This is a genomic window from Streptomyces ochraceiscleroticus (assembly GCF_000720485.1).
Lineage (GTDB): Bacteria > Actinomycetota > Actinomycetes > Streptomycetales > Streptomycetaceae > Streptomyces > Streptomyces ochraceiscleroticus.
In genome coordinates this window covers 255,829-281,841 of the sequence record NZ_JOAX01000013.1, presented here as the reverse complement: position 1 = coordinate 281,841, position 26,013 = coordinate 255,829, and the positions used below count along the sequence as shown (strand labels likewise).

Here is a 26,013-nt window from a genome sequence, read left to right as displayed (position 1 = left end):
CACATCTCCCCCAAGAATGGTCAGTGCCCAGTCGTTCGCGATGTTTCGTGGTGTGAGTCCTCCTCCGCAGTGTCACGCGCCGACTTCGGACGGATCCGCCGACGGCTGTACCTGCCCCGCGATGACCGCCGTCACCACTCGGCCGAGCTCGCGGATCGCGCTCAGGGCGTCGTCCAGGGTGTCGATGCGGGCTGCTGCGGCTTTCAGTTCCGCCGGTTGCGGTACGGGGACGCCATGCCGGGCCAGCGTCTCCCTCGCGTCAACGAGGAGTTCATAGGTCAGCAACACCGCCCGGTATTCGTGTTCGCTACCCGTGGGAAACGTCTCACGCTCAGTCATGCCGCCGCTTTCGGCCGGGGAACGATCATGAATCGGTCGCCACGTGCGCGGTACACGACCTGCACGTCCTCGCCTGCCGCGTTGCGGCCCGCCGCTTCGGAGTCCAACAGCGGCAACGACCGCGGATCGCCGGCGGGCAGCCAGCGATGTTCGGTGCACTGTTCCGTGGCCACGGCACTCACCACTTCTCCAACGATGCCGTACCGGCCCGCGGGTAGGCCGCACGGACCTGCTGCAACGCCCAGCGCATGCGGGGCACGGCGGTCTCCGGGAGCTCGCCGTAGGCGCCGGCGAGCACAACGGCACATCCCCGGGTCCCACCGCGACGGCGGATCGCCTGCGCAACGGTTGCCGCGAGCTCCCCCTTCGTCAGATGGGACCCGACTGTCACGCTGCTGCTGAAGAGCGCTTCGGCCCTGGCAGCGGTCAGGAGGTCGCTGGTCATGGTCATGATGTGGGGTCTCCTCCGTCTGGTGGGGGCACTCGGCAGCAGGACGGTCCAGTCGCCTGTTGCGAGTACCTGCAGACCTCATCGTGCGTCCCGGGGTTGCAGCACTCGCTGCACCCGCTGCTGCAGCGGGCGCCGACCGGGCCGACGAAGTGTGTCGGCCTGTGGCGCCGGGGCGTACCGTGCCAGGACTGTCGAGAAGGACGCTGCGGAACCCAGCGTCGGCGCTGACGTCATGCTGATCGCCGGGAATCGTGTGCAGTTCCGCTCCGTGGAGGAGTCCGATGATCCGCTCGATCCCCCGGGGCATGACGTCATCCTGCCCATGCCGAGGATCGGTGGCATCGCTCCGGACCGGCCCCCCCCCCGCGGAGCGAACGGTGTGCTGCGCAGCCCTTCGACGCACCGTGCCAGGTCGACCGCCCGCGCCCGCGGGCACTCACCAGCCCGGCAACCGCCGAGGACGGTACGCCGGCCCCGGCCGGGGTGCCGCGCCCGGCAGCTCCCGGGCCAGTGTTGCGGTCAGTGCCCGGGCGAAGCCCGTCTCGCCCAGTTCAGCGCCGGAGCATCTGCAGGCGCTGCGCGAGACGCTGCTGCACACGGTGTTACAGGCGGACGCGTGGCCCGGCACCTTCGCCCTGGCGGCCGCAGGTCTCGAACAGCGCACGGCGGACATGGCGCGCGCCGCCGTCCTGGAGGAGCACGCTGCCCGCATCCCCTGGACGGCGCTCGGCGAATCGTTCGCAATCAGCGCGGACGCGGCCCGCAAACGCTGGAGACGATGGGAGTTCGTCCACTGCGAGCAGCCGTCCACCTGACATCCAGCCTGTTGACCCCTCCAGACTGGCGAGGCCCCCGGACCACGGGCCGCTCACTCCGACCAAGCATCGCTGTGGACACGGTGGACTGGGTCGGCCGTCTCGTGTGCTTCGTAGGAGTGGGTGGGATTGATCAGGTGCAGGTTACTGGTGTCACCCACCGACGCATACCGACACCCCCACCATGGCCCTGCCCCGGGTGGTTGTACCCGCGCAACGGGGCTGAGCCGGTGAAGACTTCCGAGAGCTTCGCCGGAGCTGGACAGGCACCACAACTCCGACGATGCCGCTCCCCACCGCCCGACCCACTCCCGCATCGGCCGCGAAGAGAAGGGCGAATGCCTATGCGGCCGTGTTGAAGGAGGAGCGGCGACGCTGTCGGGCAGGGCGGCCCCGTCGTGCCTGTTGTGTGGTGCCGGTGCGCTTGGGGGGCTCGGTGTCCGCGGCGGTCAGGGCGATGCCCGAGGGTGCCTGGGCTCCGGTAATGCGGCTCAGGTCGGCTTCGCCGGGGTAGACCCGGGTTTCCTGTGCGGTGATGGCCGCGTCCGACATCAGGCGGTTCATGCCGCGGCGCTGGCCGGGGAGAACGAGGGTGACGACGGTGCCGGACTCGCCGGCGCGTGCGGTACGGCCACCGCGGTGCAGGTAGTCCTTGCTGTCACTCGGCGGGTCGACGTTGACGACGAGGTCGAGGTTGTCGACGTGGATGCCGCGGGCCGCGACGTTGGTGGCCACCAGCACGTTCGTGTGGCCGGACTTGAAACCGGCCAGGGTGCGCGTGCGTTGGGACTGCGACTTCCCGCCGTGCAGGGCCGAGGCGCGCACCCCGACCGCGAGAAGGTCCCTGGTCAGCCGGTCCACTGCGTGCTTGGTGTCCAAGAACATGATCACCCGTCCGTCACGGGCGGCGATCTGAGTGGTCGTCGCGTGCTTGTCAGCCCCCTGTACATGCAGCAGATGGTGCTCCATGGAGGTGACCGCGCCTGCGGAGGGGTCGACGGAGTGGACCACCGGATCGGTCAGATAGCGGCGGACCAGGAGGTCGACGTTGCGGTCCAGGGTGGCGGAGAACAACAGACGCTGCCCCTGCGGGCGGACCTGGTCGAGCAGGTGGGTCACCTGGGGCATGAAGCCCATGTCGGCCATCTGGTCGGCTTCGTCCAGGACCGTGATGGCCACCTGGCCCAGTCGGCAGTCGCCGCGTTCGACGAGGTCCTTGAGCCGGCCCGGCGTCGCGACCACCACCTCGCTACCGCCCTGCAGGTCACGTGCCTGACGGCTGATCGACATGCCGCCGACCACAGTGGTGAGCCGCAGTCGCAGCCCGCGGGCGTAGGGGGTGAGCGCGGCAGTTACCTGCTGAGCCAACTCGCGGGTGGGGACGAGGACAAGCGCCAGCGGGCTCCGCGGCTCAGCGCGCTGCCCTGCGGTGCGGGCCAGCAGGGCGAGACCGAAGGCGAGGGTCTTGCCTGAGCCCGTACGGCCGCGGCCCAGCACGTCCCGGCCGGCCAGCGCGTTGGGCAGCGTCGCGGCCTGGATCGGGAACGGGGCGCTCATGCCCTGGGCGCGGAGCACGGTCTTCAGGCGCTCGGGCATGTCGAGGCCGGCGAACGTCTCGACAGCCGGCAACGGCGCGGTGCGGGTGACCGGCAGTGCGAACTCCTTCGGAGCACCCGCGGCGCGTCCCTGACCGGGGCGCCCGGCGTTGGCCGAACGCGAAGGTCCGCCCCGGCGGGCGGTCCCCTGCGGGCGGCGGGCGTCTCGGCCGGAGCCGACGGCGCCGCTGTGCGAGAGGGAGGAGTCGGCAGTGGTGCGGGCAGTGCGGTTCATACAGAACCTTCCTCGATGCGACACGTATCGAGGAATTCGCCGCAGCTCTACTGAACCACGTACGGATTCGCAAGATCGAGCCGAAGAAAAGACGAAACAAACGGGGCCGAAAATGGCCGCCGAGTCGTCCTGAAGAGGCACCGGGCCACCGTCCGTGGAGAACGTGGCCGATAAACGGGTGCGAGAGAGCCGTGGAAGGGACGGGCTTATGCCCGGCCGACGACTCGATGATGCGGCAGACGATGCTACCGCTCGCTCGCTACCGCAGGCGGAAGTCCGTCACTGCGGGCGAGCGTGAATAACGCAACGAGCCGGGGCCCGCACGCAGGTGCGTGCCCCAGCTCGTTGTACGCGTCAGCGTCAGGCGGGAACGATGTTCTCCGCCTGCGGGCCCTTCTGGCCCTGGGTGACGTCGAAGCTCACCTTCTGGCCTTCGAGCAGCTCGCGGAAGCCGGTGGCGTTGATGTTCGAGTAGTGGGCGAACACGTCAGCGCCGCCACCCTCCTGCTCGATGAAGCCGAAGCCCTTTTCCGCGTTGAACCACTTCACGGTGCCAGTAGCCAAAATACATCTCCTTCGGGGCGGTACCCGGGACCCGCACTGTGCAGGAACCGGAGCTGCCGCAATGATCGCCCTTCCGGAAATACCGAAATACACAAGGCTCCCCCAGGGATCCTGGGAGAAGCACTCGAAGTTTTGGGGAACCACAACTGCAACTGACGTAACCGTAGCACGGCCACTCCGGAGAGCGCGAGACTTTACCGCTTCGGATCCGCCGAGCCAAGACTTCTCACCACGCATTACCCATATTTCTGCAACGGCGAAACGAGATATTTATATCCGGGCGGCTGTCGAAATTCCCCGGCGGCGCTGCTGTCGAGGCGCTGTCCATCAGCCGGGGCCCCGCCCCTGGGGCACCTTCGCGCGCGTGAGCACGCCTCCTCGTGGCCCCTACCGACAGGGTGACGCTTTGGCCCCGGTCCGTCGCACAGGGTGCGCAAGAGGCAGTAGTGGCGGGCGTGGCAGCGCATGGCGGTGAAGTCGTGCCGGCAGAATGCCGGTCCTCACACAGGCGTTGTGCGGCAGGAAGCGTCAGGCGTCGACTTTTGGACCCGCCTGGGAGGCCGGAGGCGCGGGGATCGCGGATGCGTGACCGGGGACCACCTTCCAATCCGGGGTCTTGCGGTACCCAGGCGGTGACACTTCCTCGCCCAGGCGATCCTGATGGCGTCTGCCTCCTTCATTCCGGACTACTGCTGCGTACTGCTGGCACATGCGGTCATGCCGTACTGCTTCGCGGCCCCTGACGGGCCACCGGCCCGGCAGCCAGCGACGGAACCCTTCCTGCCTTCCGGCTCCCTCACTCCACTGCCGTGCCGTCGATCTTCGGACCTGCGTGCGCGGCAGTTCATCCTCTGCCGCGCTCACTCGATCTCGTGGCTACAGGCAAAACAGTAACCCCGTCGACCGCCCATGTCTACACCCGCCACGACAGATTTACTGCACCCGCATGACGCGCATTTCTGCCAGTGGTCGGTGTGGGAAATCTGCACCAGCAGCGGAGAGGTGTCCGGGTTCGAGCAGAGGGAACGGACGGGGCCTTACCCAGCCGCGCGACCGATACAGGTCCTGCTGGTGTCCGGACTCGTCACCAAGGCCCTGCGCCACGGCGGCGGCCCATACTTCAACTGTCCGCCGGGCCCAACACACTGGACGTGGCCGTCAGCGACTCCGGCCCCACACCGCCACGCGAACACATACCCGACTTGAACACAGGCGGCGGAACGGCCGCGCGACCTGTCGCGGGACGACTCCGTTCAGGAGGTACCGGCTCCCAGCTTCGCCGCCGCGGCCAGGTAGGCCGCCACCAAAGGCCGCTCGTCGTCCCGGCGGGCGGCTACCGCCAGACGGGACGGGGAGATGCCGCGGACCGGCACCGCGATCACCTCGTCCCGGACGACCAGCGAGGCGTTGCCGGTGGCCAGCAGTGCCACGCCCTGGCCGTTGGCGACCGCCTCGTGGGTCTCCTCGGCGCTGCCCACCACCCCGCCTATCCGCGGCGCGCGACCGTCCCGGGCGTCCAGGGCCAGCCAGTAGTCCCGCAGCGGACCGGCCTCGGAGGGGAGAGCGAGGAACGGCTCGTCGAGGAGATCGGTGAAGTCCACCGCCCCCTCGCTGTCGGCTGCGGCCCGCGCCAGGCGGTGCCCCTGCGGCAGTGCCACAAGGCGCGGCTCCTGGGCCACTACCGCGTACCGGTAGCGGTCGCCGTCCGGCAGCGGCAGCCAGACGAAGGCGACATCGCTGGATCCGTCCGCCAACCCGGCACTGGGGTCGGCCCAGTTGACCTGCCGCAGGACGGGCCGCGCGTGCGGATGCCGGGAGACCAGCCGGGTTCGCAAGGCGGGCAGCAACCCCCGGCCGGGGCTGGTGGACATGCCGATCACCAGGGTGTGCTGCTCGGCGGCGCTCGCCTCCGCCACCGCCGCCTCGGCGGCCTCCCATGCGGCCAGCATCCCGTGAGCGTGCGGCAGCAGGGCTTCCCCCACAGCGGTCAACCGCACCGCCCGCCGGTCCCGGTGGAACAGATCCGCGCCGAGCTGCTTCTCCAGCATCCGTATCTGCTTGCTGAGCGCGGGCTGGGAGATGAACAGCCGCTCGGCGGCCCGCGTGAAGTTCAACTCCTCGGCGACTGCGGCGAAGTAGCGCAGGTCGCGTCCATGGACATCCATAACTCATAGCTATCACAACAGGTCTTGGACGTGATCCCCGATCCCGGCGAAGGATGGGAGCCATCGGCGGGCAGGTCCCGCACGGCAGTTGACGAGGGAGACGAAGAGATGACCGAGAACGGCAAGGTCTGGCTGATCACCGGCGCGAGCAGCGGTTTCGGGCGGGCCATCGCCGAGGCCGCGGTCGCCGCCGGTGACACGGTGATCGGCACGGCCCGACGCACCGAGGCGCTGGCCGACCTGGTCGCCGCGCATCCCGACCGGGTGGAGGCGATCGGCCTGGACGTCACCGACGGCGGGCGGATCGACGCGGTGGCCGCTGATGTCCAGGCCCGCTACGGCCGGGTGGACGTGCTGGTGAACAACGCCGGGCGTACGCAGGTCGGGGCGTTCGAGGAGACCACCGACCAGGAGCTGCGTGACCTGTTCGAGCTGCACGTATTCGGCCCGGCGCGGCTGGCCAGGGCTTTGCTGCCGCAGATGCGGGAGCGGGGCAGCGGATCGATCGTGAACATCAGCAGCTTCGGCGGGCAGATGTCCTTCGCCGGGTTCTCCGCGTACAGCGCGACGAAGGCGGCGCTGGAGCAGTTGTCGGAGGGACTGGCCGACGAGGTGGCGCCGTTCGGTATCAAGGTACTCATCGTGGAGCCCGGCGCGTTCCGCACCAACCTGTTCGGCACGGGCGCGGCCTACTTCTCCCAGGAGCACCCGGCGTACGCGGAGAAGGTCGGCACCACTCGGAAGCTGGTGCAGGGCGGCGACGGTACGCAGCCCGGCGACCCGGCGAAGGCCGCTGCGGCGATCCGGCTGGCCCTGGACGCCGAGAACACCCCGCTGCGACTCGCCCTCGGCGGCGACGCGGTGGACTCCCTCGTCGGGCATCTGGACTCGGTACGGGCCGAACTCGCAGTGTGGGAGAAGGTCTCCCGGGGGACGGACTTCGACGCTCAGTGACGGGCCAGGGCGGCGCGGGAGGCACCGCAGTACGCCGACGGCTGAGCCGGCGGGCGGTCCCGTCATCCCATCACCCCAGAGGTCAGAACTCACTGTTCTCAGCCCCACCCACCGGACACAACCTTCTGCACGCACACCACAACGCACTTCCCTTGAGACAACACACCGGCCGTCGGCGCTGCCGCTGCCGCGGTTGACGCCGGGTCGGGGCGGTGGTGTGCTCGCAGTCCAGTCGCAACACTGCGGCCGTGGCCCCGATCCGGTGTGGGGGGACCATGTATCAGGACAAGGCCAAGGCGCCCTCGTACGACCAGCTCCGTCCGCTCAAGCCCGGCCGCGCGGCGGTGCAGGCGCGGGGGAGCTTTCCCGTCTATCCCGGCCTGGCGGAGCATCTGGCCACGGCCAAGGAGCACCCTGACACTCTCGGCATCATTCCGCATGTGATGGCCACCTGCGCCGCGTACTCGTATGCCGGGTACGGGCTGCAGGCGGACGCCGCGACCGTCGCCATGATCATGGAGCGGATGGGGCTGGAGCAGAACCGCTGCAGGGCGTTCGCCCAGCGGGTGGACGCGATGTTCATCGCCTCTGCGGCGTATCTGGTGCAGAGCGAGGACCGCCGGGTGGCGATCCTGTGCTACCGGGGCACCCAGCCGGAGGACATGATCAGTGTCCTGACCGATGCCGATGTCGCACCGGAAAAGCTCTCCATGGAGATCGGCGGAGCCGAACACATGGTCCACGCCGGCTTCTACCGCAATATGCGGGCGACCCGGCATGCGGTCATCAGCGCCCTGAGCAGGGCCGTGGAAGGGCAGTCCATCCTCCCCGAGGACGGTGAGGACCGCGGCAATCCTCTGGAGCGCCTGTACATCACCGGGCACAGCCTGGGCGGTGCCATGGCGGCGCTGATGGCCGTCGTTCTGGTCAACGAACCGGAATACGAGGAAATCGCCGACAAGCTGGAGGCGGTCTACACCTTCGGGCAACCGCTGCTCGGCGACCAGGGCTTCGCCCGGGCCTGCGAGCGCACGGTGGATGTCCGGGGCCGGCACTTCCTGCGCGACCGGCTGTTGCGGTACGTCTACTTCCGCGATGTCGTGCCGCATCTCCCGCCCCGGCCGGTCGGGGAGTACGCGCCCTTCGGCCGCGAGTTCCGATACGAACGGGCCCTGCGTCCGCTGGATCTCGCCTTCTGCCGGGTCGGACAGGCCCTGGAGGATCTGGCCTCGCTGCCGAGCGACATGGCCGAGCGGCTGGGCCGGCTGCTGACGCAACTGCAGGCCCCGCCGACGGCCCCGGCCGGAACACCGTGGGGCACTGGGACGGCGCCGTTGGCGGTCGGCCCCCAGGCCCCGGCGGCATCCGGACAGCTCCGCGAGCTGGCGGCGGCACTGCCCCGGCAGACGGCCACGGCGGTCAACGACCTGATGAGCGGCCTGCCACAGCGGGCCCGCAGGCTGATCAGCTCGGCTCCGACCTGGGCACTGAATCCGTTGGGGCCGCAGGAGCAGGGGTGGAAGGAACGGATGGGCGCGGAGCGATCGCACTCGGTGCAGAACCTCGCCGGTCTGACCCTGGTGGCGCCGGTGGCGTTCTTGGCCGTGCGGCTCAACCTGACCCGTACGCTGCCCTTCACCTACTCCTTCGATGACCATATGCCGACCCACTACATCTCGCGCCTGGCCCCGCCCGGCGTACTGAGCGAGTTCGGCGATGTGAGGTAAGCGGCAGCCGAAGCCGGCGCCTGGTCCTCGCGATCGCGGGGTCGGCGACTGACCGGGAAGCCGGACACGGGCCCGGGCCTGGACGCCGAGCAACTCTCGGCCCTGGCCTGGGTGGAGGTGCGGCCCGGACACGTCCTAGCCCCCGAACAGCATCCGCATCGCCACATGCCGGTAGTGCCGCACATGGCTCAGTGAGGCGGCGGCCGCGGCTTCCGCGTCGTGTGCCGCGATGGCCTCGTGGAGCCGTCGGTGTTCCTCCCACAGCGTGCCCGGCTCGTCGATCTGCTGGAAGAGCCAGCGCAGCCGGCCCTCGAGGGGTTCCACGGTGGTGGCGAGGAGCTCGTTGTCGGCGAGCTCCATGATCTGATGGTGGAAAGCGGCGTTGGCGCGGGAGATGCGTTCCGGTTTGCCGGAGAGCGTGGCGCGGCGGGCGTTCTCCAGCAGGCGGGCCAGTGCGGCGAGTCCGGTGGCGTCGGCGCGCTCGGCGGCTCGCCGGACGGCCAGTACCTCCAGCGCCTCGCGCAGGTCGAACAGGTTCTCCACGTCCTTGCGGTCGTGGCTCTTGACGACGATGCGGCGCGGCGAGGCGGCGGTGAGGAAGCCCTCGCCGAGCAGGATGCGGATGGCCTCGCGCACGGGCACCCGGGAGACACCGAATTCCTCGGCCAGATCGCGTTCGACGAGCCGGTCGCCCGGTGCCAGGCGTCCGGTGATGATGCGGTCGCGCAGGTCCTCGCAGACCTGGTCGCGCAGCCACGCCGTCCCGGTGAGAGAGGCGGCGGGCTGAGGTGTGTTCCGGCTCATGTGTCCCCTCCACGAAGACCCGATTACGGTATACCAAACCCTTGACGGCCCCCTGAGGCATCCCCATTATTTGGTATGCCATAGCGCGGAACGCCGAGGTCGTGCGCATGGCGAATCTACCTGAACTGCTGCACCCCGCCATGCCGAATCGAGGGTCCATCATGAGTTCACCCGCGGCCGGACAGGCCGCCGTTTCCTCCGGCAGAGACACCGGCGAAGGCCGGCCCACCCGGGTCCGCTGGAAGATGTTCCTGCTCCTCCTCGGAGTCGTCGCACTCAACTACATCGACCGTGGTTCGGTCTCGGTGGCCCTGCCCCTCATCACCGAGGACCTGGGGCTGAGCAAGGAGACCACCGGTTTCGTGCTGAGCGCGTTCTTCTGGACGTACGCCCTGATGCAGATCCCCGGCGGCTGGCTCATCGACCGGTTCGGCCCGCGCGTCATGGCCTCCGGCGCCTGCGTCGGCTGGGGCATCGCCCAGGCCGCCACCGCCGCCGCCACCGGGGCCGGTTCGCTGCTCGGCTACCGGCTGCTGCTCGGCGCCGTCGAGGCCCCGGTGATGCCGGCGGGCGGCAAGCTCAACGCCCAGTGGCTGCCCGCCAAGGAGCGCGGCCGCGGCGCCGTGCTGCTGGACGGTGGCGCACCGCTCGGCGCGGCCCTCGGCGGCATCATCATCTCCGCCCTCATCGCCTGGACCGGCAGTTGGCGGATCAGTTTCGTCATCGCGGGCGTCGCCACCGTGGTCGTGGGCCTCCTCGCCCACTGGTACGTCCGCAACACCCCGCGCGCCCACCCCGGCGTCAACGAGGCGGAGGCCGCGTACATCGAGCGCGCACACGCCGAGGAGGACGCCGAGGCGCCCGGCACCGACGAGCGCACCGGGCTGCGCCCCTACCTCAAGTACCGCTCCTTCTGGGCGATGTGCCTGGGCTGGATGGGCTTCAACGGTGTCTTCTACGGCCTGCTCACCTGGGGCCCGCTCTACCTTTCGGAGTCCAAGGGCTTCGACATCAAGACCATCGGCTGGTCGACCCTGGCCATCTTCGGCTCGGGCTTCGTCGGCGAACTCATCGGCGGCTGGATCGCCGACCACTGGCGGTCCAGGGGCGCGGGCGCCAACAAGGTCATGCGTACGCTCATGGGGATCGCCGGAGCCGCGGTCGTCGCAGGACTGCTCGGTGTGGTTCTCGTCCCCGACGCCCTGACCGCCGTACTCCTGCTGTCCGGCGTGCTGTTCTTCCTCCGCTGGGCCGGTCTCTTCTGGTCGCTGCCGTCCATCCTCGGCGGGCGCGCCAACGCAGGCGTCATGGGCGGTGCGATGAACCTCGCCGGGAACATCGCGGGCATCGTCACCCCCATCGTCGTCGGCTTCATTGTCGGTGGCACCGGCTCCTACACCTGGGCGCTCCTCTACTTCGTCGGCGCCGGGCTCCTCTTCACCGCCTCGTCCCTCGTTCTCGACTACAGCAGGAGGCTGGCCGTCCGATGACCGACCGTCCGGAGACTGACCGTCCGATGAGCGCAGCAGTACGCATCGGGATGCTCACCCCGTCCTCCAACACCTGCCTGGAGCCGGTCACTTACGACCTGCTGCACGACAGCGGCGCGGCCACCGCGCACTTCGCGCGCGTCCCCGTCACCCGGATCGCGCTCGACTCGGGCTCGGATGCCCAGTTCGATCCCGCGCCCATGCTCGCCGCGGCCCGGCAGCTCGCCGACGCGCGCGTCGACGTCATCGCCTGGAACGGCACCTCCGGCTCCTGGCTCGGCGTCGACCGCGACCGCGCGCTGTGCGAGGCGATCACCGCGGAGACCGGCGTCCCCGCCACCACCTCCACGCTCGCGCTCCTCGACGCCTGTGCCGCGTACGGCGTGACCCGCCTCGGGCTCGCCCTGCCGTACACGGCGGACGTCGCCGTGCGGATCGTGCAGACGTACGCCAAGGAGGGCATCGCCTGCGAGCTCGCCGAACCGCTCGGCATCGGCGAGAACGAGGCATTCGCCCGCGTCCCGGAGCCCGAGGTCGCCCGGCAGATCGAGGCCGCGGCCCGGGACGTACACGCGGACGTGCACGCCGTCGCCGTCGTCTGCACCAATGTGTACGGCGCCCGGCCCGCCGCCGCCCTCGAAGGAGCCCTGGGCGTACCGGTGTTCGACTCGGTCGCCGCCACTCTGTGGAAGGCACTCGGCCTGGCGGGCGCCCACCCGGCGCTTCCCGGCCACGGTGACCTGCTGTGCTCCGGCAGCCTGCGCGCCCGCTTCCAGGAAGCCCTCACCGAGCTGCTCGCGGCCACCGGCGCCGACCGCACCACCTTCCGGGTGGACCTGCCCGCGCACGGACTGCACGTGGACCTCACCGCGGGCGAGGCGCTGGGCGAAGGCGTACGGTCCATCCGCCGCGACGCCTCCCTCGACCAGCGCCGCCTCAACACCGTGGAGTGGCTGGAGCGCCACCGCGCCCCGCTGGTCCAGCCCCACTTCCGCGCCGACCCGCAGCCGCCGCAGGCGCTCATCGACGTCTACGGGGTCAACGCCCAGCTACTGGCGCCCGTGGAGCGCGACGGCGCCATGGCCGGCTGGATCTCCGTACACAGCATGGCCGAACGCGACTGGACCGACCGCGACACCGCGGCCGTGGCCGACGCCGTCGCCCGGATGCGGACCGCCCTCGACGCCCACTGACCCACCGAACGAAAGACGGCTCATGACCAAGGACATCAAGATCGCACTCGGCGTGGACGTGGATGCCGTCGCCGGCTGGCTCGGCTCCTACGGGGGCGAGGACTCGCCGAACGACATCCAGCGCGGCGTCTTCGCCGGCGAGATCGGCACCCCGCGCCTGCTCAAGCTCTTCGAGCGCTACGGCATCCGCACCTCCTGGTTCATTCCGGGGCACTCCATCGAGACCTTCCCCCGGCAGACCGAGATGATCGTCGCGGCGGGCCACGAGGTCGGCGCGCACGGCTACTCGCACGAGAATCCCATCGCGATGACGCCGGAGCAGGAGGAGGACGTCCTCGCCAAGAGCGTCGAGCTCATCGAGTCCTGGACCGGCCGCAAGCCGCGCGGCTACGTCGCGCCGTGGTGGGAGATGTCCGCCCACACCGCGGCCCTGCTCCACAAGTACGGCTTCTCCTACGACCACTCCCAGAACTACCGGGACTTCACCCCCTTCTACGCCCGCGTCGGCGACAGCTGGACGAAGATCGACTACTCCGCGGACGCCAAGGACTGGATGAAGCCGCTCGTCCACGGTCATGAGGTGGATCTCGTCGAGTTCTGCGGCAACTGGTACGTCGACGACCTGCCGCCCATGATGTTCAACAAGCACTCCCACAACAGCCACGGCTACGTCAGCCCGCGCACCCTGGAGCAGGACTGGAGAGACCAGTTCGACTGGGTGCACCGGGAGTTGGACTACGCCGTCATACCCGTCACCCTCCACCCCGACGTCAGCGGCCGCCCCCAGGTCCTGCTGATGCTGGAACGCTTCGTCGAGTACGTCTCCCGACACGAGGGCGTCAGTTTCTGCACCCTTGAGGACGCGGCCGACGACTTCCGCCGCCGCTTCCCCTTCGAGGGCAGCGAGCGCCCGGCCGACATGCGGTGACACGCGCTTCCGGGAGGCACACGTTTCCGGGATGGCGGGCGGGAAGCCGTCGACCGTCCCGGAACGCTCCTCTCCCCCCGGTCGTCAGGTCCCCTTTTGCCTGTCCGCAGTTCTGCCCGGGCGCGGACGGGTCTGGCACCACGGCGTGTGGCGAGCGCGGGCGGGCCGGTGGCCGGTCATGACGAGCCGTGCACGCCTTTCTCCGCAAAGAGGCGCCCGATCCGCCGGACGGAGCGGCGCAGGTCCCGGCCGAAATACACGCCGCCGATGAGGCGCAGCAGCGGATCGAAGAGCTTGCCCTTGGTCGTCGTGGGAACGCGATGAATGTGCAGGTCGATCCGCGTTCGCTGATCACCTGCCTCGGCGGTCAGCCGGTACAGCCAGTAACTGCCCTTGCCGAAGGCATTGCTGTCCACCACATCCAAGCGCACCTCACTGGGCGACCAGGCATACCGGTAGCGCTGCCAGATTCCCCCCGCGTCGGTCCCCTCGGTGACGTCGGCCCAGCCCTCGCCCTGGTCGTGGACCACCAACTGTCCGGCGCTGCTGTTGCCCCAGATCTTTGCCCGTTCCGGGCCGAAGGTGGTGAGGGCCTCGATGAAGGTTGCGGGCGGGAAATCGCCGGCGGCCGAGACTCGCACATCGCTCATGTGCTCCTCCTGGACCATGGGCACAGCCCGCATCATCCAGGCCGAGCCAACGGCTCCTCATGATGGCGACAGGCTCCCAGCGAGCGGGGCCTGCGTCAAGGCACTCCGAGCCGCCCGCCAACCCCGCAAAAAGAGACCGCAAGTCACGTGCGGCTGTCCCCGTCGTCTGCATGCTGGGTGTCCCCCTTCCGCACCCGCGGGAGGCCCGAGATGAGGTAGCAAGGAGCGTGCACACCGTGGACCAGGAGAATGTGAGCGCCACCCTGACTGTCGCCGTGCCCGCCGCGAGGGTGTTCGCGGTGCTGGCGGATCCAACGATCCATGCTGCGATCGATGGCACCGGCTGGGTTCAGGAATCCGTCGACCGGGCGCCGCTGACCGAGGTGGGGCAGGTCTTCCGGATGAACATGTATCACCCCGACCATCCCCACGGTGACTACCAGGTGGCCAACAAGGTCCAGGTGCTCGACCCACCGCGCGCCATCGGCTGGCTGACGGGACAGGAGAAGGAGGACGGTCACCTGGAGTTCGGCGGCTGGCTCTGGCGTTACGACCTTGCGCCGCTCGGTCCGTCCGAAACCGAGGTCACGCTCACCTACGACTGGTCGGCGGTGCCGCAGTCCATCCGGGAGTACCTCCGGTTCCCACCCTTCGGCCCGGAGCACCTCACCAACTCGCTGCACCACCTGGCCGAGCTTGTCTCCAGTGGGTGATGCCATCCCACCCGGCCGGCAGGACGAAGGTCGACGGGCTGGGCACGTATCGGCTCGGCGGGCATCCGCACCGCAAGCGAGAGCTGCCACGTATCACTTGCCCACCACCCGGAGAAGGGCGGTGCCCCTTCCAGGGGGGCCGCAGGCACGATTGTGCGGCGGTCAAGCCCTGGCGTGGGACCGGCTGCTGTTGTCGGAGGACTCGGGCGTGGTGCGGTTGGCTTCGTCCTGGACGAGCAGGGAGAGCAGGGAGGCCACCGTCAGGCCCGATTCGGCCGGGTGGCGCAGCACCTTGCTGGGATCGATGCGGTACAGGTTGGTGCGTCCCTCCCGGGTGTGGGAGAGGTAACCGTCCTGCTCCAGGTCGGCGATGATCTTCTGGACGGCGCGTTCGGTGAGGCGGCAGTACGCCGCGATGTCACGGATGCGGGCGCTGTGGTTGTCGGCAATGGCTGTCAGCACTCGCGCATGGTTGGTGATGAACGTCCATCCGGTGTAGGGCTCGGGCACTCCATCCATCCCTCTACTTTAGCGACTGGACATGCACGCTTTCAAAACCACGTACTCTTTTTCAGGTATTAGTTGACGTGTGTTGGCGAGGGCGGCAGCCTTAAAGCGGTCGTAGGCACAGACGAGGGAGAGGCCATGCCAGAGCCTGCGTACTCTGAGCAGTCCCCCACCGGACAGGGGTCCGGGCACGGGCGAGTGTGCCCTCCGTCGGCGGCGGTCCCGCCGTTCCTGGCATCAATCGATGTCCTGCCGGACGGCGATCGGGTGACCGCAGCGATCCGGGGAGAGCTCGACCTGGACGCCGGCCAGTGGCTCCGGTCCTACCTGCACCAAGCCCTCAGCCTCTCAGCCAGTGGTGTCGACCTGGACCTGCATGGGGTCGAGTTCTGTGACTGTTCCGGCCTCAACCTCCTGCTCATCCTGCGCCAGCGAGCTCTGGAACAGGGCAAGACCGTCACCCTCCGCTCCAGCAGCCCCATGGTCGAGCGACTGCTCGACCTGACCAGCACCAAGAACCTGTTCACGCCCCCGAACCCGGACGACAAGCACATGACATCCTCTGCCGCCCACGACCCGGCCCCGTCCAAGGACACCGACCAGGACCCGCATGTCCTGGTCGCCCAATTGCGACGGGCCATGCAGACCCGGCCGACCATCGACCTGGCCCGCGGCATGCTGATGGCCTCCTTCAGTCTGAGCCCCGAGGCGGCCTGGGATGTGCTGGTCACGGCCTCACAGAACACCAACACCAAGCTGTACCGCCTGGCCGGGGAACTGGTGAACTCGGTTCACGGCACTACGTTGCCCCCCGCCGTGCAGGAACAGCTCACGGCCGCCGTCGCCAAGGCCAAGACAGCACCGACGACACCGACAGCCCCGCCCCCGCAGCCTGAGCCACCGGACCTGGAGAACACCACGCCGGAACCGCTCAGCACACAGCCCGATTCCTAGGGCTGTCCGACGGATCACGGGCGGAGCCGGAGTCGGATCGAAGCGACGATGACGGTGCCGTGGAAGACGTAGGCACGTTTGTCGGACCTCGTGGCCACGGCCCGGAAGTTTTCAAGGCGTTGATGGTCCGCTCCACTTCGTTCCTGCGCTCGTACACCGTCATGTCGAAGCCGGTGGGTCTGCCGCCGCGGCTGCCGCGGCTCTTGCGGTGAGCGCGCTGGCTTCTGGGCTCGGGGATGGTGTGCTTGATCTGGCGTCGTCGCAGGTAGCGACGGTTTCGGCCGGAGGAATACGCCTTGTCGCCGCCGACGTGATCTGGCGGGGTGCGAAGGATGACCGCCGCCGTGGCGGTGGACACGGATGCGTTCCATGGCCGGGCTGAGTTGCGGCGCGTCGCCCCACTGACCCGGCGTGATGAGTAGGGACAGCGGGCGGCGTCCGCCCTCAGCGGCCAGGTGGATCTTGTAGGTCAGGCCGCCCCGGGAGCGCCCGAGTCCCTCCTCCCCGCCCATGATCATGCCAACGACGAGAGTTCCCAGCAGCCACAAGATCCGCCACGGCCAAAACCTAGCCACCTGTGCGTTCAGGCCCCGCTCGCGGGGACCCACGGAGGGAGGTGTCCAGAGCAGTCATGAGCTGTGCAGCGCGGCTCTTACCGGTGGGCGCGAGAGGGTACCGCTGGAGGATATCGATCAGGACCGGTGTGGCTCGTTCGCGGACCTCTTGGATCGCCTTGTTCCCGGCCCTGGGATCCTCGCCTGCGTCGATTTCGGCGATGCGTGCCGCAATTCGCAGCGGCACGCAGGATGTGACCCACCTGGTGAGCCTTCGCGATCGGGTGCAGGTAAGCGGCAGATGCGGCATCGCCGGCGGCTTGCGCAGCGAGACGTGCAGTTTCGGTGGCAGTCTCCTTCGCCGCTCGGTGAGCGTCCAGCGACGTGACGCGCTGAAGCTTGGTCCTGGGCGCACCGTTGATGAACTCCCATGCCGCATCGATGGCCGCCCGCGGTCGGGTGTCACCGGGGTTGGCGTCCTCGAACACCGGGAGAACTTCCTGCGCTGTCTCGGCGACGTAGCGCGCTACGACTCGCAATTCCTCCATGGACAGTTCGAAGTCACCGTTCATGCTCGTCACGAAGGCGATCGTCGCACGTTCAGGAGTGGGGCACGCTCGCGGGCAGGCATAGCTCGTTGGTCCGGGAGAGCGTCGAGCTTGGCTCCGTCCATGATCCGTCGGACAGGCCCTGGCTGTCCGACGGATCGGTTCCGGCTCCTGCTAGTACCGCCGGTCCCACGGCGGGCGCCGGTGGTGGTACCGCGCTCGGTACCACCACCGGCCTGAGCTTGAGTTTTAACCTCAGGTCGGCTTGCTGGCCCCGTCTCCGCGGTATCCGCCGCCGGTTCCGCCCGGATCAGGCAGATGACGAGAGGTTCTGAAACGGCATGGGGCCATCGGGCTGTCCTGCAGGTGTTCCGTAACCTCTTCCTCCGGGGCCCGAGGTGTGTGCGGCTCCGGGCGGGTTCCGCTGGAGCGAGGAGCCGAGCGAAGTTCAAGACTCGAGTGGGAGCTTCCCGAGCAGCTCCGCTACAAGGTCGCGGACGTACGCCTCATCCGTACCGGGGATCGAGAAGACCACCCGGAAGTAGAGCGGCGCAACGATCCGATCCAGAACCTGCTCCAGGGACGGGGGCGCGTCGCCGCGCTCCCGCGCCGCGTCGAGGACGGGGCGGAAGCGCTCGCTGACCCTGCGCAGGCATTCACGCAATCCGTCGTGCCGCTCGTCGACGTCGGGCGCGACCTCGGCGCGGAAGAACGCGATGCCACCGGGCCGGGAGAGCTCCGTCAGTGTCCAGAGCGCCTGGTTCTCCAGGTCGGTGCGCAGGTCGCCGACGAGCGGGGGCGCGCCGACGTCGCCGCGGTGCTTGGCGACGTCGGCCAGGAGCGCGGCGAGCGTACCCCAACGCCGGTAGAGGGTGCTGGAGTTGACCCCCGCGCGCTTGGCCACTGCGGGGAGGGTCACCTGGTCGGCGCCGCGCTCGCCCACCAGGGCGACCACGGCGCTGTGTACGGCGGCACGGACGTGGCTACTGCGGCCGCCGGGCCGCTTCGGCGATGCGTCAGCGTTCACCCCTCCACCCTAAAGCAAAGAGTTGCGCTTTAGCGGGCAGGGGCTTACGGTCACGCTAAAGCAGAGATCACTGCTTTAGCACTGCGAAGGGAATGTCATGTCCGCCAACGAAGCCTCCCTCGCCCTCGGGCGCACCTTCCACCAGGCCCTTGTCTCGGGCGACTGGGACGGCATCCGGGCCCTGCTGCACGACGACGTCACCTGGACCCTGCCCGGCGACAACACCATCTCCGGCACAGCCGACGGCGCCGACGCAGTGGTGGAGCGCGCTCAGCGGATCGCCTCATACGGCCTCGACTTCGAGCTGCTGCATCTCCTGGTCAGCAGGGAGAACATGGCGCTCTCCCTGCACAACACCGCGCACCGGGAGGACGCTGTGCTGGACGAATACCTGGCCACGGTCTGCCGGCTCCGCGACGGAAAGATCGCGAGTATCGAGACCTATCTCTCCGACGTGCCCGGGATGAACGCCTTCTTCGTCTGACCGCTCCCGGCTTGGGTTTTGACCTTCGATCGGCTCCTCGCTCCAGCGCGACCATGCCTCGGCTCTCTTGGCGTCCGCCCTGAGCCGGGCGGAATCGGCGGCGGATACCGCGGAGACGGGACGAGCCATCTGAGGTTAAAACTCAAGGTGAGTGTCTGTTCCATATCCAGGACCGATCACGTCACCAGGGCACGGTCTCGGGCGCGTGAGCGACACCACGACGAACTTGCCGACCGCTGGCGATCACGAGGGAACCGCAGGTAGGAGCCATGTATTCGGCCCGACCAGCAACCGTCTCCCGGGCAGGCCGCTCGGCTGGCGGTCGTCCGGGCGTCGCCCCGGACGACCGTGTCAGACACCTCGACGGCTTCCACGCACACGCCCTCCACCGAGGAGAACAACAGCTCACCCCACTGCGGCCGTACTTCGTTCACGGTGCCTGCACACCGGAGGCCAGACCCCTGTGCGTCACGGGTATGAGCCGAGGATCAAGGACTGATGCCTTCGCCTGTCCGGTGATTGATCGAGACCTGTATCTCGCCAGAGCGGAGAAAGGTCCACCGCAGGAGCCACCATGTAACCGGTCCCTGCGGGACGGTCGTCCAGCGGGCCACCAACGGTTCTACCGATGTTGCATGCGGGCTCCCCTGCGCGCGGTCGACTTGGGCCTCCCGGCCCCGCCGAGATGCATCTTCAGCAGGCCGAGCCTGACAGACGGGCTGACCATTCACTCTCTCGACCCAACAGGGAGGCGCGAACAGGCAGTTCGGAGAGGGGACGGTGTGCGCCGGACTGCAAAACCTACGAAGGCGGCGGCGACCACTTCATCAATATCCACGGCACGGGGGCGCACCTTCCCTGCCCACGGACGGGCCTCAGCCGTCCTCCCGGCCAGGAAGTGGCGCGCCCTGGAGAAACGCGCGGTAGGCGTCCGCGGCGTCGTCCTCTACGGTCGGTCCTTCCGGGCCGTACCGGGTATCGCTCCGGTCGCGTTTCGGTCCAGAGATCCAGAAATCCTCGTTGGTTGCGACGTCGTAGAAGTTGGCGTCGGGCAAGCCGAGCCCCGTGCCACGCCGCAGGGTCCGCCCGTGGAAGTAGGCCGTCTTCCAGGACTTGGAGAAGTCCACCCACCCGATCCACGAGGGTCCGCGGTCGGTGTCGTAGCCCGTTTTGAGCTGTACGAACATGATTCTGCGAAGCATGGGCCCAGCTTGGCCGATCGGGCGACTCCAGCCAACCGGATTTAGGGCAGCTCCAGCTCCTTCTGGGGGGGCCGGCCGAGCTGGGGTATTCGCTGGCCGCCGCTGATGGGGCGATCAGTTGTCAGCGCGGCCACGGCGGTTCGGTCGAGGCTGCGCGGGCGCTGTGCGACTGGGGCTGGGACACCGGGTGTTCCGTGATGTTCCCCGATGTCCCCGGTGACACGGTCTCTGCTGAAGAGCTTCCCCCTCCCACCCCACCACGTACGGCACCGTCGCGGCCCAGGGTCGGGTGCGTCCCTGGAGGGAGGCCCGGCCGCCAGCCTCTCGTTCAAGATCGATTGTCAGTGGTGGGTGAGAGGCTAGGAGCATCCAGTGGGAAGAGGGGGAACACTCATGTCCGGAACCCAGAACTACATCAACCACGTTGCTCTTGTCTTGGACGCCAGTTCGTCCATGTCACACCTGAGCCGCAAGGTCGTCGAGGTCGCTGACCAGCAGATTGCCTATCTGGCCCGCCGGTCGAAGGAGCTCGACCAGGAGACCCGTGTCACGGTGTACGTCTTCGCGGACAAGGTGGAGTGCGTCATCTACGACAAGGACGTGCTGCGGATGCCGTCCCTGAAGCAGCTGTACCGGGTCGGTGGGATGACGGCTCTGCTGGCGGCCACGCTGAAGTCGCAGCGGGAGCTGGCGCAGACCGCTCAACTGTACGGCGACCACAGCTTCCTGACGTTCGTGCTGACCGACGGACAGGAGAACGCAAGTCACCGCTGCCCGGATGCTCCTGCCAACAATCCGCGGGAGCTGGTGCAGGCCGTGGCCACGATGAGCCAGACGCAGGAGGACAACTGGACGCTGGCCGTCCTCGTGCCGGACCAGATGGGCAAGCGCGAAGCGATGCAGTGCGGTTTCCCGAAGGACAACATTGCCATCTGGGACGCCACGAGCACCCAGGGTCTGGAGGAGGCCGGGCAGGTCATCCAGCAGGCCACCGAGAACTTCATGGTGGGCCGGGCCCAGGGCATCCGGGGATCGCGGGCGGTGTTCTCCACGGGTGCCGAGGCGGTCAACAGGGACACCATCAAGGCAGCCGGCCTCGCTCCGGTGAATCCGTCGGAGTACCAGCTGATTCCGGTGGCCCGTGCAGCGGCGATACGGGACTGGGTCGTCGAATGCGGACACACTTACCGCACCGGGTGTGCGTTCTACCAGCTCAGTAAGTCGGAGAAGGTCCAGGCACGGAAGCAGATCGCGGTACTGGAGAAGAAGACTGACCGGGTGTACACGGGGCCGCAGGCCCGAGCCCTGCTCGGCCTGCCGGATGCGGAAGTCCGCGTCAAGCCGGACCACAATGACGACTTCACGATCTTCGTGCAGAGCACCAGCGTGAACCGCAAGCTCGTACCGCACACGCGGCTCCTGCTGATGATCTGACGCCTCGCAGCCGGCCCCGCCGGTCCGACCGGCGGGGCGCCCTTCGAGTCCAACACGCCTCCTACGCCAGTGGCGTGGCCTTCACGCAACGTTCGATGAGAAGGCTCAGGCAACGATCAGGCTTCGCTGCGAGGGGCCACCCTGGCGGCGGGGTCCGCCGTACCGTGTCGAGTGAACGCCCACAGCGCGAGCCCGAGGCAGCTGAATGCGGCGCCCAGTACGCACACGGCGCCCCAGCCGGCCACCGTGTAGAGGGCGGTCGCGGCGATGGCGCCGGTGGCGCTGCCGATCGAGTAGAAGACCATGTTTCCGCCGATCAGCCGGCTGCCCGCGTCCGGGTGCAGTGTGTAGATCAGGGTCTGGTTGGTGACATGGACCGCCTGCACGGCGAGGTCGAGCAGAATCACCCCGACGACCAGGGCCCAGAGCGAGCTGCGGGTGAAGGCCAGGGGCAGCCACGAGGCGGCGAGCAGCGCCAGGGCGATGCCGGTGGTCCGCCGGGAGAGTCCGCGGTCGTTCAGGCGGCCCGCCGCGGTCGCGGCCAGGGCGCCGGCGACACCGACCAACCCCAGCGCCCCGATCGCGCTGTGGGGCAGGAAGTACGGGGCCTCGCTGAGCGGCAGCGCGACGCTGCTCCACAAGGTGCTGAAGGCGGCGAAGATCAGCAGGCCGAACAGGGCCCGGAGCCGCAGCAGTTGTTCCCGTGCGAACAGGGTGATCGTGGAGCGCAGGAGCTGTCTATAACGCAGTGTTGTCGGCGGAGCGTCACTGTGGCGCGGCAGCACTCGGTACAGGATCAGCGCGAGCAGCGCGGTGAGCGACGCCGAGGCGAGGTAGACGGAGCGCCAGCCCCCGAGATCGGCGATGAGGCCGGATGCGGTGCGGGCGAGCAGGATTCCGGTGACCACGCCGCTGGTGACCAGGCCGACGACCCGGCCGCGTCCGGCGGGAGGGGCCAGTGATGCCGCGAAGGCCACCAGCGTCTGTGTGACGACGGCGAGAAGGCCCGTCGCGGCCATGCCCGCGAGCAGCATCGCCGCTGTGTGGGCGGCGGCCACGACGGCCAGCGCCCCTACCAGGAGCAGCAGTTGGGCCACGATGAGCCGCCTGCGGTCGGCCACGTCGCCCAGCGGCACGAGGAAGAAGAGTCCCAGCCCGTATCCGACATGCGTGAGGGTGACCACGCTGCCGACAAGTGCCGGGCTCATGGCGAGGTCGTGGCCCATGGTCACCAGGAGCGGCTGGGAGAAGTAGACGTTGGCCACCGCGGCCCCGCAGGCGACGGCGAACAGTATGACGACGCCACGGGGGAGGACGGACGCGGGACCTTCCCCGCTTCGGGCCTCGGTCGATCGTGTCCGGTTCCGTCGTGTCACGGCCTCGCCGTTGCCGGGCATCGGCACTCCCCCACCCATCTGGTTTCAACTTGCCACCAAGAATGACGGCGACAGTAGCCCTTTTGGTAGCATGTTGCAACCGTTGTGAGGGTGGAGGACGCCATGGTGACCAGGACTCGCTTCGACGACAGCGAATGCCCCGTCGCCCGGTCGGTGGACGCGATCGGCGACTGGTGGTCCCTGCTGATCGTGCGGGACGCCTTCGACGGAAGCCGGCGCTTCGGGGAGTTCCAGCGCAGCCTCGGCGTGGCCAAGAACATCCTCACCGCGCGGCTGCGCACCCTGGTCGCCGGCGGCGTCCTCGAATCCGTCCCCGCCTCGGACGGCAGCGCCTACCGCGAGTACGTACTGACTCCGAAGGGCAAGGCGCTCTTCCCCGTCATCGTGGCACTGCGGCAGTGGGGCGAACAGCACTTCTTCGCCCCCGACGAACCCCACTCGGAGTTGGTCGACCGCCGAGAGGGGCATCGCCTCCGCGCGCTGGAAGTACTGTCCGCGGACGGGCGCCGGCTGGACCCCGACGACACCACCGTCCACAAGGTCTCCCCTCAGTGATCCGAGGCATGACCGCGTTTGGCGCGTTCGGACCTGCAGGACGGTGAAGCGGAATCCTCCTGCGAGGTCGCAGCCGCACGCACCCGGACGAGGAACGGAAGGCCCTGAGGCTGTTCACTCAGCGGGTCAGGTGCATACTGGTAGTAATGACAAAGCCAGCCGCACGTAAACGGCATTTGCCTACCAGCCCCTTCAAGGCCCCGGCGACACTGCCTCTCAAGCAGTTCGTCGTGGGCGACCGGGTCACACACGATGTGTACGGCCTCGGCCGCGTGATCGGCATCGAGGACGGGATCGCGGTGCTCGTGGATTTCGCTTCGGCGCAAGAACGGATCATGAGCCCGTACGCCAAGATGAGCAAGCTGTAAGACCGCTGACCCGACCGCTGACCCGGTCACAGCACGCTAGACCTGCCATGTCCTTGTCACGAATGGGAGACCTCTCATCGACCTGACCTCGCTGTTCTCCGCTCCGGAAGGGGCGCCCCGCTACGCCACCTCAGCTTCGCTGCCTCCGACGACGAACCCCTTCCGGGCTCCGGACTTCGAGGAGAGCGAGACCTGCCCGCTCGAGGATGCGCAGGCGTCCGTCCCGGGCACGGGAGTGGCTCAACGCAAGCCGGTTCAGCGGGCTTCCGCGCAGACTCGATGAGCTGCGGCTGAGGTGTCCAAGGACCCTCCAGGACCACAAACCCGTGAGCTGAACCGGTCCGGGCGCAGCCGGCGGATACACACTCTTCGCCCCCGGCCCGCCGCCGGGGGCGAAGAGACTGTTCGGGGATCTCGGCGCGCACCATGAGGGTGCCGGACTCCTCCGGGCCGGGGGCCGGGAGGACTTGAGCGCGAAGCCGTCGCCCCCGTGGCGCCTCGCCTGCCGTCCTCGCCATGGATACGACAGGCATTCTCGACGAGGCGCTTCAGCGGCCGTACCCGGCTCGGTGGGATCGGAGCTTCCGTCAGGCGGCCTGAACCAATTCCGCGCGGCCGAAGAGGATGGCGTAGCCGGAGGGGAGTTGGGCGAGGATGCGGTCGAGCAGGTCGGATCCGGCCAGGTGGGCGACGACGCCGAGGACGGAGCCGGCGTCCCAGCGCGTGGTGGCCAGGGTGCCGCCTGTGCGGGCAGCGAGGTCCTTGATGAAATGCCAGCCGGTCAGCGAGTCGGTTTCGGGTATCTGCGCGGTGAAGATCTGCGCGGCCTGGTGGGGCAGGCGGGCGGCGAGTTCGACGCGCTCCTCGCCGGTGACCCGCCGGCCGAGGGCGGCCAGTACGGCCGAGGTGACCTCTTCGGCTCGTTCGCGGGTGGGGTAGGCGCCGTCGTAGCGGACGCGCTCCAGCATCTGCGTGTAGGACAGTGCCGGCGTGCTCACGACCTGCTGCGAGGGGGGCTGCATCGGTGGATAAGTGCCTTTCTCGATAAGGGGATTGTTCTGGTGGCGGTCGGCCGGTGACGGTCGGGACGCCGGTGCTGGACGGGCCGGCTCACCGGTTCGGTGGGCTGTGTTCGGGGGCGGTGGTGTCCTGGGGGCGGCCGAAGAGCAGGTCGTATCCCGGGGGGAGCTGGAGCAGGATGCGCTGGGTGAGCTCCTCGCCGGCCGCATCCGCGGCGACGCTGAGTACAGCGCCGATGTCCCAGGTCGCGGTCTGCTCGGTGGCCCCTTCGATCCACGCTGCAGTGGCACGTACGAACCGCTCCGGGGAGAGGGGTTCGGCGGCCTGCAGCGGGTTCAGCAGGATCAGGGCGAAGGTCTCCGGGAGCCGGGCGGCCAGCTCGGCCCGCACCTCGCCCACCAGGTGAGCACCCAGCAGCGCCAGGACGATGCGCGCCGCCCGTTCGGCCTCCGTACGGGTCGGGTACTCACCGCGTTCTTGTACCTGGTTCAGGAATGCTTCTCGCTGCATGACCACCGCGATCCCCTCTTCCGTTCATCGGTCCGTACGTCGTACGTGCGTGGGTCGTGGGGCGGCGGGGAGGGTCAGGGGTCGAAGGGGAGAGATCAGCCCGCCCTCCGCCACCGCGAGGGTGAGGTGCTGCCTTCTTGGCTGCACGCCTCCTTCCTCTTTCCCTTCCACGAAAGACCGCCTACTGGAGACCGCTTGTTGCAGGTGGCGGAGGACGGGGCGTGCGGGAGCGCCAGAGCCCCGTCCTCCGCTGCAGCGTCGAGGACTGGCCTCAGCCGCTGATCTCCTTGCGTCCCGAGCCTGCGCCGACGGAGATCTTGCGCGGCTTGGCGCGCTCGGCGATCGGGATGCGCACGGTGAGGACGCCCGCGTCGTAGTCGGCGTTGATGTGCTCGGTGTCCAGGGAGTCGGCGAGCATCACCTGGCGGGAGAAGACACCCAGGGGCCGCTCGGAGAGTTCGACCTGGACCCTGTCGCTCTTGGTGACGGGCCGGCGCTCGGCCTTCACGGTCAGCATGTTCCGCTCGACGTCGATGTCGATGGCCTCGGGGTCGACGCCGGGCAGGTCGAGGGCGATCACGTACTCGTCGCCTTCGCGGTAGGCGTCCATCGGCATCGCCGAGGGCCGGGACCAGGTGCCGGACGGGTTGCTGCCGAGGAGCTGCTGGGTGAGCCGGTCCAGCTCACGGAAGGGATCGGTGCGCATCAGCATTGGGAAAACACCTCCGTTTTCGCTCGGGCTGTACATGCCCATGCGCTGCTACCTGGTTCTCTTGTAGCATGTCATCCAGACGATGACAAGCGAGCATGTCGCCTGGAGGGCGACGACC

Annotated in this window: 28 protein-coding genes and 1 pseudogene; 12 read left to right on the top strand and 17 right to left on the bottom strand. The window is 68.7% G+C overall.

The genetic code is table 11. The features are described from left to right. Positions 1-72: 72 nt before the first annotated feature. The 3 genes from IG84_RS0118560 to IG84_RS0118550 are packed head-to-tail and all read right to left on the bottom strand — an operon-like array spanning position 73 to position 790. Positions 73-339: a hypothetical protein gene (locus IG84_RS0118560; protein ID WP_157848905.1), complete on the bottom strand. Its 267-nt coding sequence runs from the start codon at positions 337-339 to the stop codon at positions 73-75. Then, positions 336-512 carry a hypothetical protein gene (locus tag IG84_RS0118555; protein ID WP_245659400.1) on the bottom strand — a complete coding sequence of 59 codons (177 nt, stop codon included), beginning with the start codon at positions 510-512 and terminating at the stop codon, positions 336-338. The genes IG84_RS0118560 and IG84_RS0118555 overlap by 4 nt, the downstream gene beginning before the upstream one ends. A 5-nt stretch (positions 513-517) precedes the next feature. Further along, positions 518-790, bottom strand: coding sequence for a hypothetical protein (locus IG84_RS0118550; protein WP_051861947.1), 273 nt, complete (start codon positions 788-790; stop codon positions 518-520). Positions 791-1,194: 404 nt separating this feature from the next. Here IG84_RS0118550 and IG84_RS41195 point away from each other — a divergent pair, with 404 nt between their 5' ends. Then, positions 1,195-1,605 (top strand): hypothetical protein, encoded by a 411-nt coding sequence (locus tag IG84_RS41195; RefSeq protein WP_157848904.1) that lies wholly within the window; start codon positions 1,195-1,197, stop codon positions 1,603-1,605. Positions 1,606-1,947: 342 nt separating this feature from the next. Here the strand turns inward: IG84_RS41195 and IG84_RS0118540 are convergent, their stop codons facing one another. From IG84_RS0118540 to IG84_RS0118530, 3 genes are all read right to left on the bottom strand, one after another. After that, a complete protein-coding gene (locus IG84_RS0118540; protein WP_031058285.1) occupies positions 1,948-3,435 on the bottom strand; it encodes a DEAD/DEAH box helicase in 1,488 nt (495 codons plus the stop codon). A gap of 360 nt (positions 3,436-3,795) precedes the next feature. Further along, the gene (locus IG84_RS0118535) at positions 3,796-3,999 is read right to left on the bottom strand and encodes a cold-shock protein (protein ID WP_031058283.1); all 204 of its coding nucleotides are present in this window, start codon (positions 3,997-3,999) and stop codon (positions 3,796-3,798) included. A gap of 1,253 nt (positions 4,000-5,252) precedes the next feature. After that, positions 5,253-6,164 carry a LysR family transcriptional regulator gene (locus tag IG84_RS0118530; protein ID WP_031058280.1) on the bottom strand — a complete coding sequence of 304 codons (912 nt, stop codon included), beginning with the start codon at positions 6,162-6,164 and terminating at the stop codon, positions 5,253-5,255. A 108-nt stretch (positions 6,165-6,272) separates the two neighbouring features. Here IG84_RS0118530 and IG84_RS0118525 point away from each other — a divergent pair, with 108 nt between their 5' ends. Both IG84_RS0118525 and IG84_RS0118520 read left to right on the top strand, forming a co-directional pair. Next, positions 6,273-7,118, top strand: a complete 846-nt coding sequence (locus IG84_RS0118525; protein WP_031058276.1) for an oxidoreductase — start codon at positions 6,273-6,275, stop codon at positions 7,116-7,118. Positions 7,119-7,393: 275 nt separating this feature from the next. After that, a complete protein-coding gene (locus tag IG84_RS0118520) occupies positions 7,394-8,845 on the top strand; it encodes a lipase family protein (RefSeq protein ID WP_031058273.1) in 1,452 nt (483 codons plus the stop codon). A gap of 135 nt (positions 8,846-8,980) precedes the next feature. On the opposite strand, the gene IG84_RS0118515 is transcribed toward IG84_RS0118520, so the two are convergent. Continuing rightward, on the bottom strand, positions 8,981-9,649 hold the full coding sequence (locus tag IG84_RS0118515; RefSeq protein WP_031058271.1) for a GntR family transcriptional regulator: 669 nt from the start codon (positions 9,647-9,649) through the stop codon (positions 8,981-8,983). A gap of 161 nt (positions 9,650-9,810) precedes the next feature. Here IG84_RS0118515 and IG84_RS0118510 point away from each other — a divergent pair, with 161 nt between their 5' ends. The 3 genes from IG84_RS0118510 to IG84_RS0118500 are packed head-to-tail and all read left to right on the top strand — an operon-like array spanning position 9,811 to position 13,260. After that, positions 9,811-11,139: an MFS transporter gene (locus IG84_RS0118510; protein ID WP_031058267.1), complete on the top strand. Its 1,329-nt coding sequence runs from the start codon at positions 9,811-9,813 to the stop codon at positions 11,137-11,139. 26 nt (positions 11,140-11,165) lie between these two features. Next, the gene (locus IG84_RS0118505) at positions 11,166-12,332 is read left to right on the top strand and encodes a maleate cis-trans isomerase family protein (RefSeq protein WP_031058264.1); all 1,167 of its coding nucleotides are present in this window, start codon (positions 11,166-11,168) and stop codon (positions 12,330-12,332) included. A gap of 22 nt (positions 12,333-12,354) precedes the next feature. After that, positions 12,355-13,260, top strand: a complete 906-nt coding sequence (locus tag IG84_RS0118500) for a polysaccharide deacetylase family protein (RefSeq protein ID WP_031058262.1) — start codon at positions 12,355-12,357, stop codon at positions 13,258-13,260. A gap of 176 nt (positions 13,261-13,436) precedes the next feature. Here the strand turns inward: IG84_RS0118500 and IG84_RS0118495 are convergent, their stop codons facing one another. Beyond that, on the bottom strand, positions 13,437-13,910 hold the full coding sequence (locus IG84_RS0118495) for a hypothetical protein (protein WP_031058260.1): 474 nt from the start codon (positions 13,908-13,910) through the stop codon (positions 13,437-13,439). 236 nt (positions 13,911-14,146) lie between these two features. Between IG84_RS0118495 and IG84_RS0118490 the strand changes: the two genes are divergently transcribed. Further along, positions 14,147-14,623: an SRPBCC domain-containing protein gene (locus tag IG84_RS0118490; RefSeq protein WP_245659398.1), complete on the top strand. Its 477-nt coding sequence runs from the start codon at positions 14,147-14,149 to the stop codon at positions 14,621-14,623. A 162-nt stretch (positions 14,624-14,785) separates the two neighbouring features. On the opposite strand, the gene IG84_RS0118485 is transcribed toward IG84_RS0118490, so the two are convergent. After that, positions 14,786-15,142, bottom strand: a complete 357-nt coding sequence (locus tag IG84_RS0118485) for a helix-turn-helix transcriptional regulator (protein WP_031058254.1) — start codon at positions 15,140-15,142, stop codon at positions 14,786-14,788. Positions 15,143-15,397: 255 nt separating this feature from the next. Between IG84_RS0118485 and IG84_RS0118480 the strand changes: the two genes are divergently transcribed. Then, positions 15,398-16,084 (top strand): ANTAR domain-containing protein, encoded by a 687-nt coding sequence (locus IG84_RS0118480; protein ID WP_063761813.1) that lies wholly within the window; start codon positions 15,398-15,400, stop codon positions 16,082-16,084. A gap of 14 nt (positions 16,085-16,098) precedes the next feature. Here the strand turns inward: IG84_RS0118480 and IG84_RS39910 are convergent. The 3 genes and pseudogenes from IG84_RS39910 to IG84_RS0118470 form a co-directional block, all read right to left on the bottom strand. Further along, positions 16,099-16,587, bottom strand: a pseudogene (locus tag IG84_RS39910) (IS5 family transposase); the annotation flags it as partial. Between the two features lie 149 nt (positions 16,588-16,736). Beyond that, positions 16,737-17,186, bottom strand: coding sequence for a putative immunity protein (locus tag IG84_RS42805; RefSeq protein WP_342668446.1), 450 nt, complete (start codon positions 17,184-17,186; stop codon positions 16,737-16,739). Positions 17,187-17,634: 448 nt separating this feature from the next. Beyond that, positions 17,635-18,213, bottom strand: a complete 579-nt coding sequence (locus tag IG84_RS0118470) for a TetR/AcrR family transcriptional regulator (RefSeq protein WP_031058247.1) — start codon at positions 18,211-18,213, stop codon at positions 17,635-17,637. 97 nt (positions 18,214-18,310) lie between these two features. On the opposite strand from IG84_RS0118470, the gene IG84_RS0118465 reads away from it, so the two are divergent. Continuing rightward, positions 18,311-18,697: a nuclear transport factor 2 family protein gene (locus IG84_RS0118465; protein ID WP_031058245.1), complete on the top strand. Its 387-nt coding sequence runs from the start codon at positions 18,311-18,313 to the stop codon at positions 18,695-18,697. A gap of 875 nt (positions 18,698-19,572) precedes the next feature. Here IG84_RS0118465 and IG84_RS0118460 read toward each other — a convergent pair. After that, positions 19,573-19,899 carry a hypothetical protein gene (locus tag IG84_RS0118460; RefSeq protein ID WP_031058244.1) on the bottom strand — a complete coding sequence of 109 codons (327 nt, stop codon included), beginning with the start codon at positions 19,897-19,899 and terminating at the stop codon, positions 19,573-19,575. 393 nt (positions 19,900-20,292) lie between these two features. Here IG84_RS0118460 and IG84_RS0118455 point away from each other — a divergent pair, with 393 nt between their 5' ends. Next, positions 20,293-21,333, top strand: coding sequence for a vWA domain-containing protein (locus tag IG84_RS0118455; protein ID WP_031058239.1), 1,041 nt, complete (start codon positions 20,293-20,295; stop codon positions 21,331-21,333). A 116-nt stretch (positions 21,334-21,449) separates the two neighbouring features. On the opposite strand, the gene IG84_RS0118450 is transcribed toward IG84_RS0118455, so the two are convergent. Next, entirely contained in the window at positions 21,450-22,730 is a 1,281-nt protein-coding gene (locus IG84_RS0118450) for an MFS transporter (protein WP_382467398.1), read from the bottom strand. A gap of 102 nt (positions 22,731-22,832) precedes the next feature. Here IG84_RS0118450 and IG84_RS0118445 point away from each other — a divergent pair, with 102 nt between their 5' ends. Continuing rightward, positions 22,833-23,285 carry a winged helix-turn-helix transcriptional regulator gene (locus IG84_RS0118445; RefSeq protein ID WP_031058233.1) on the top strand — a complete coding sequence of 151 codons (453 nt, stop codon included), beginning with the start codon at positions 22,833-22,835 and terminating at the stop codon, positions 23,283-23,285. Between the two features lie 146 nt (positions 23,286-23,431). Then, complete coding sequence (locus IG84_RS0118440) at positions 23,432-23,653, top strand: hypothetical protein (protein ID WP_031058229.1); 222 nt, start codon at positions 23,432-23,434, stop codon at positions 23,651-23,653. Positions 23,654-24,240: 587 nt separating this feature from the next. Here IG84_RS0118440 and IG84_RS0118435 read toward each other — a convergent pair. The 3 genes from IG84_RS0118435 to IG84_RS0118425 form a co-directional block, all read right to left on the bottom strand. Next, the gene (locus tag IG84_RS0118435; protein WP_031058228.1) at positions 24,241-24,675 is read right to left on the bottom strand and encodes a DUF2267 domain-containing protein; all 435 of its coding nucleotides are present in this window, start codon (positions 24,673-24,675) and stop codon (positions 24,241-24,243) included. Between the two features lie 88 nt (positions 24,676-24,763). Beyond that, positions 24,764-25,183, bottom strand: coding sequence for a DUF2267 domain-containing protein (locus tag IG84_RS0118430; protein WP_211266477.1), 420 nt, complete (start codon positions 25,181-25,183; stop codon positions 24,764-24,766). A 271-nt stretch (positions 25,184-25,454) separates the two neighbouring features. Further along, complete coding sequence (locus IG84_RS0118425) at positions 25,455-25,895, bottom strand: Hsp20/alpha crystallin family protein (protein WP_031058226.1); 441 nt, start codon at positions 25,893-25,895, stop codon at positions 25,455-25,457. Positions 25,896-26,013 lie beyond the last annotated feature (118 nt).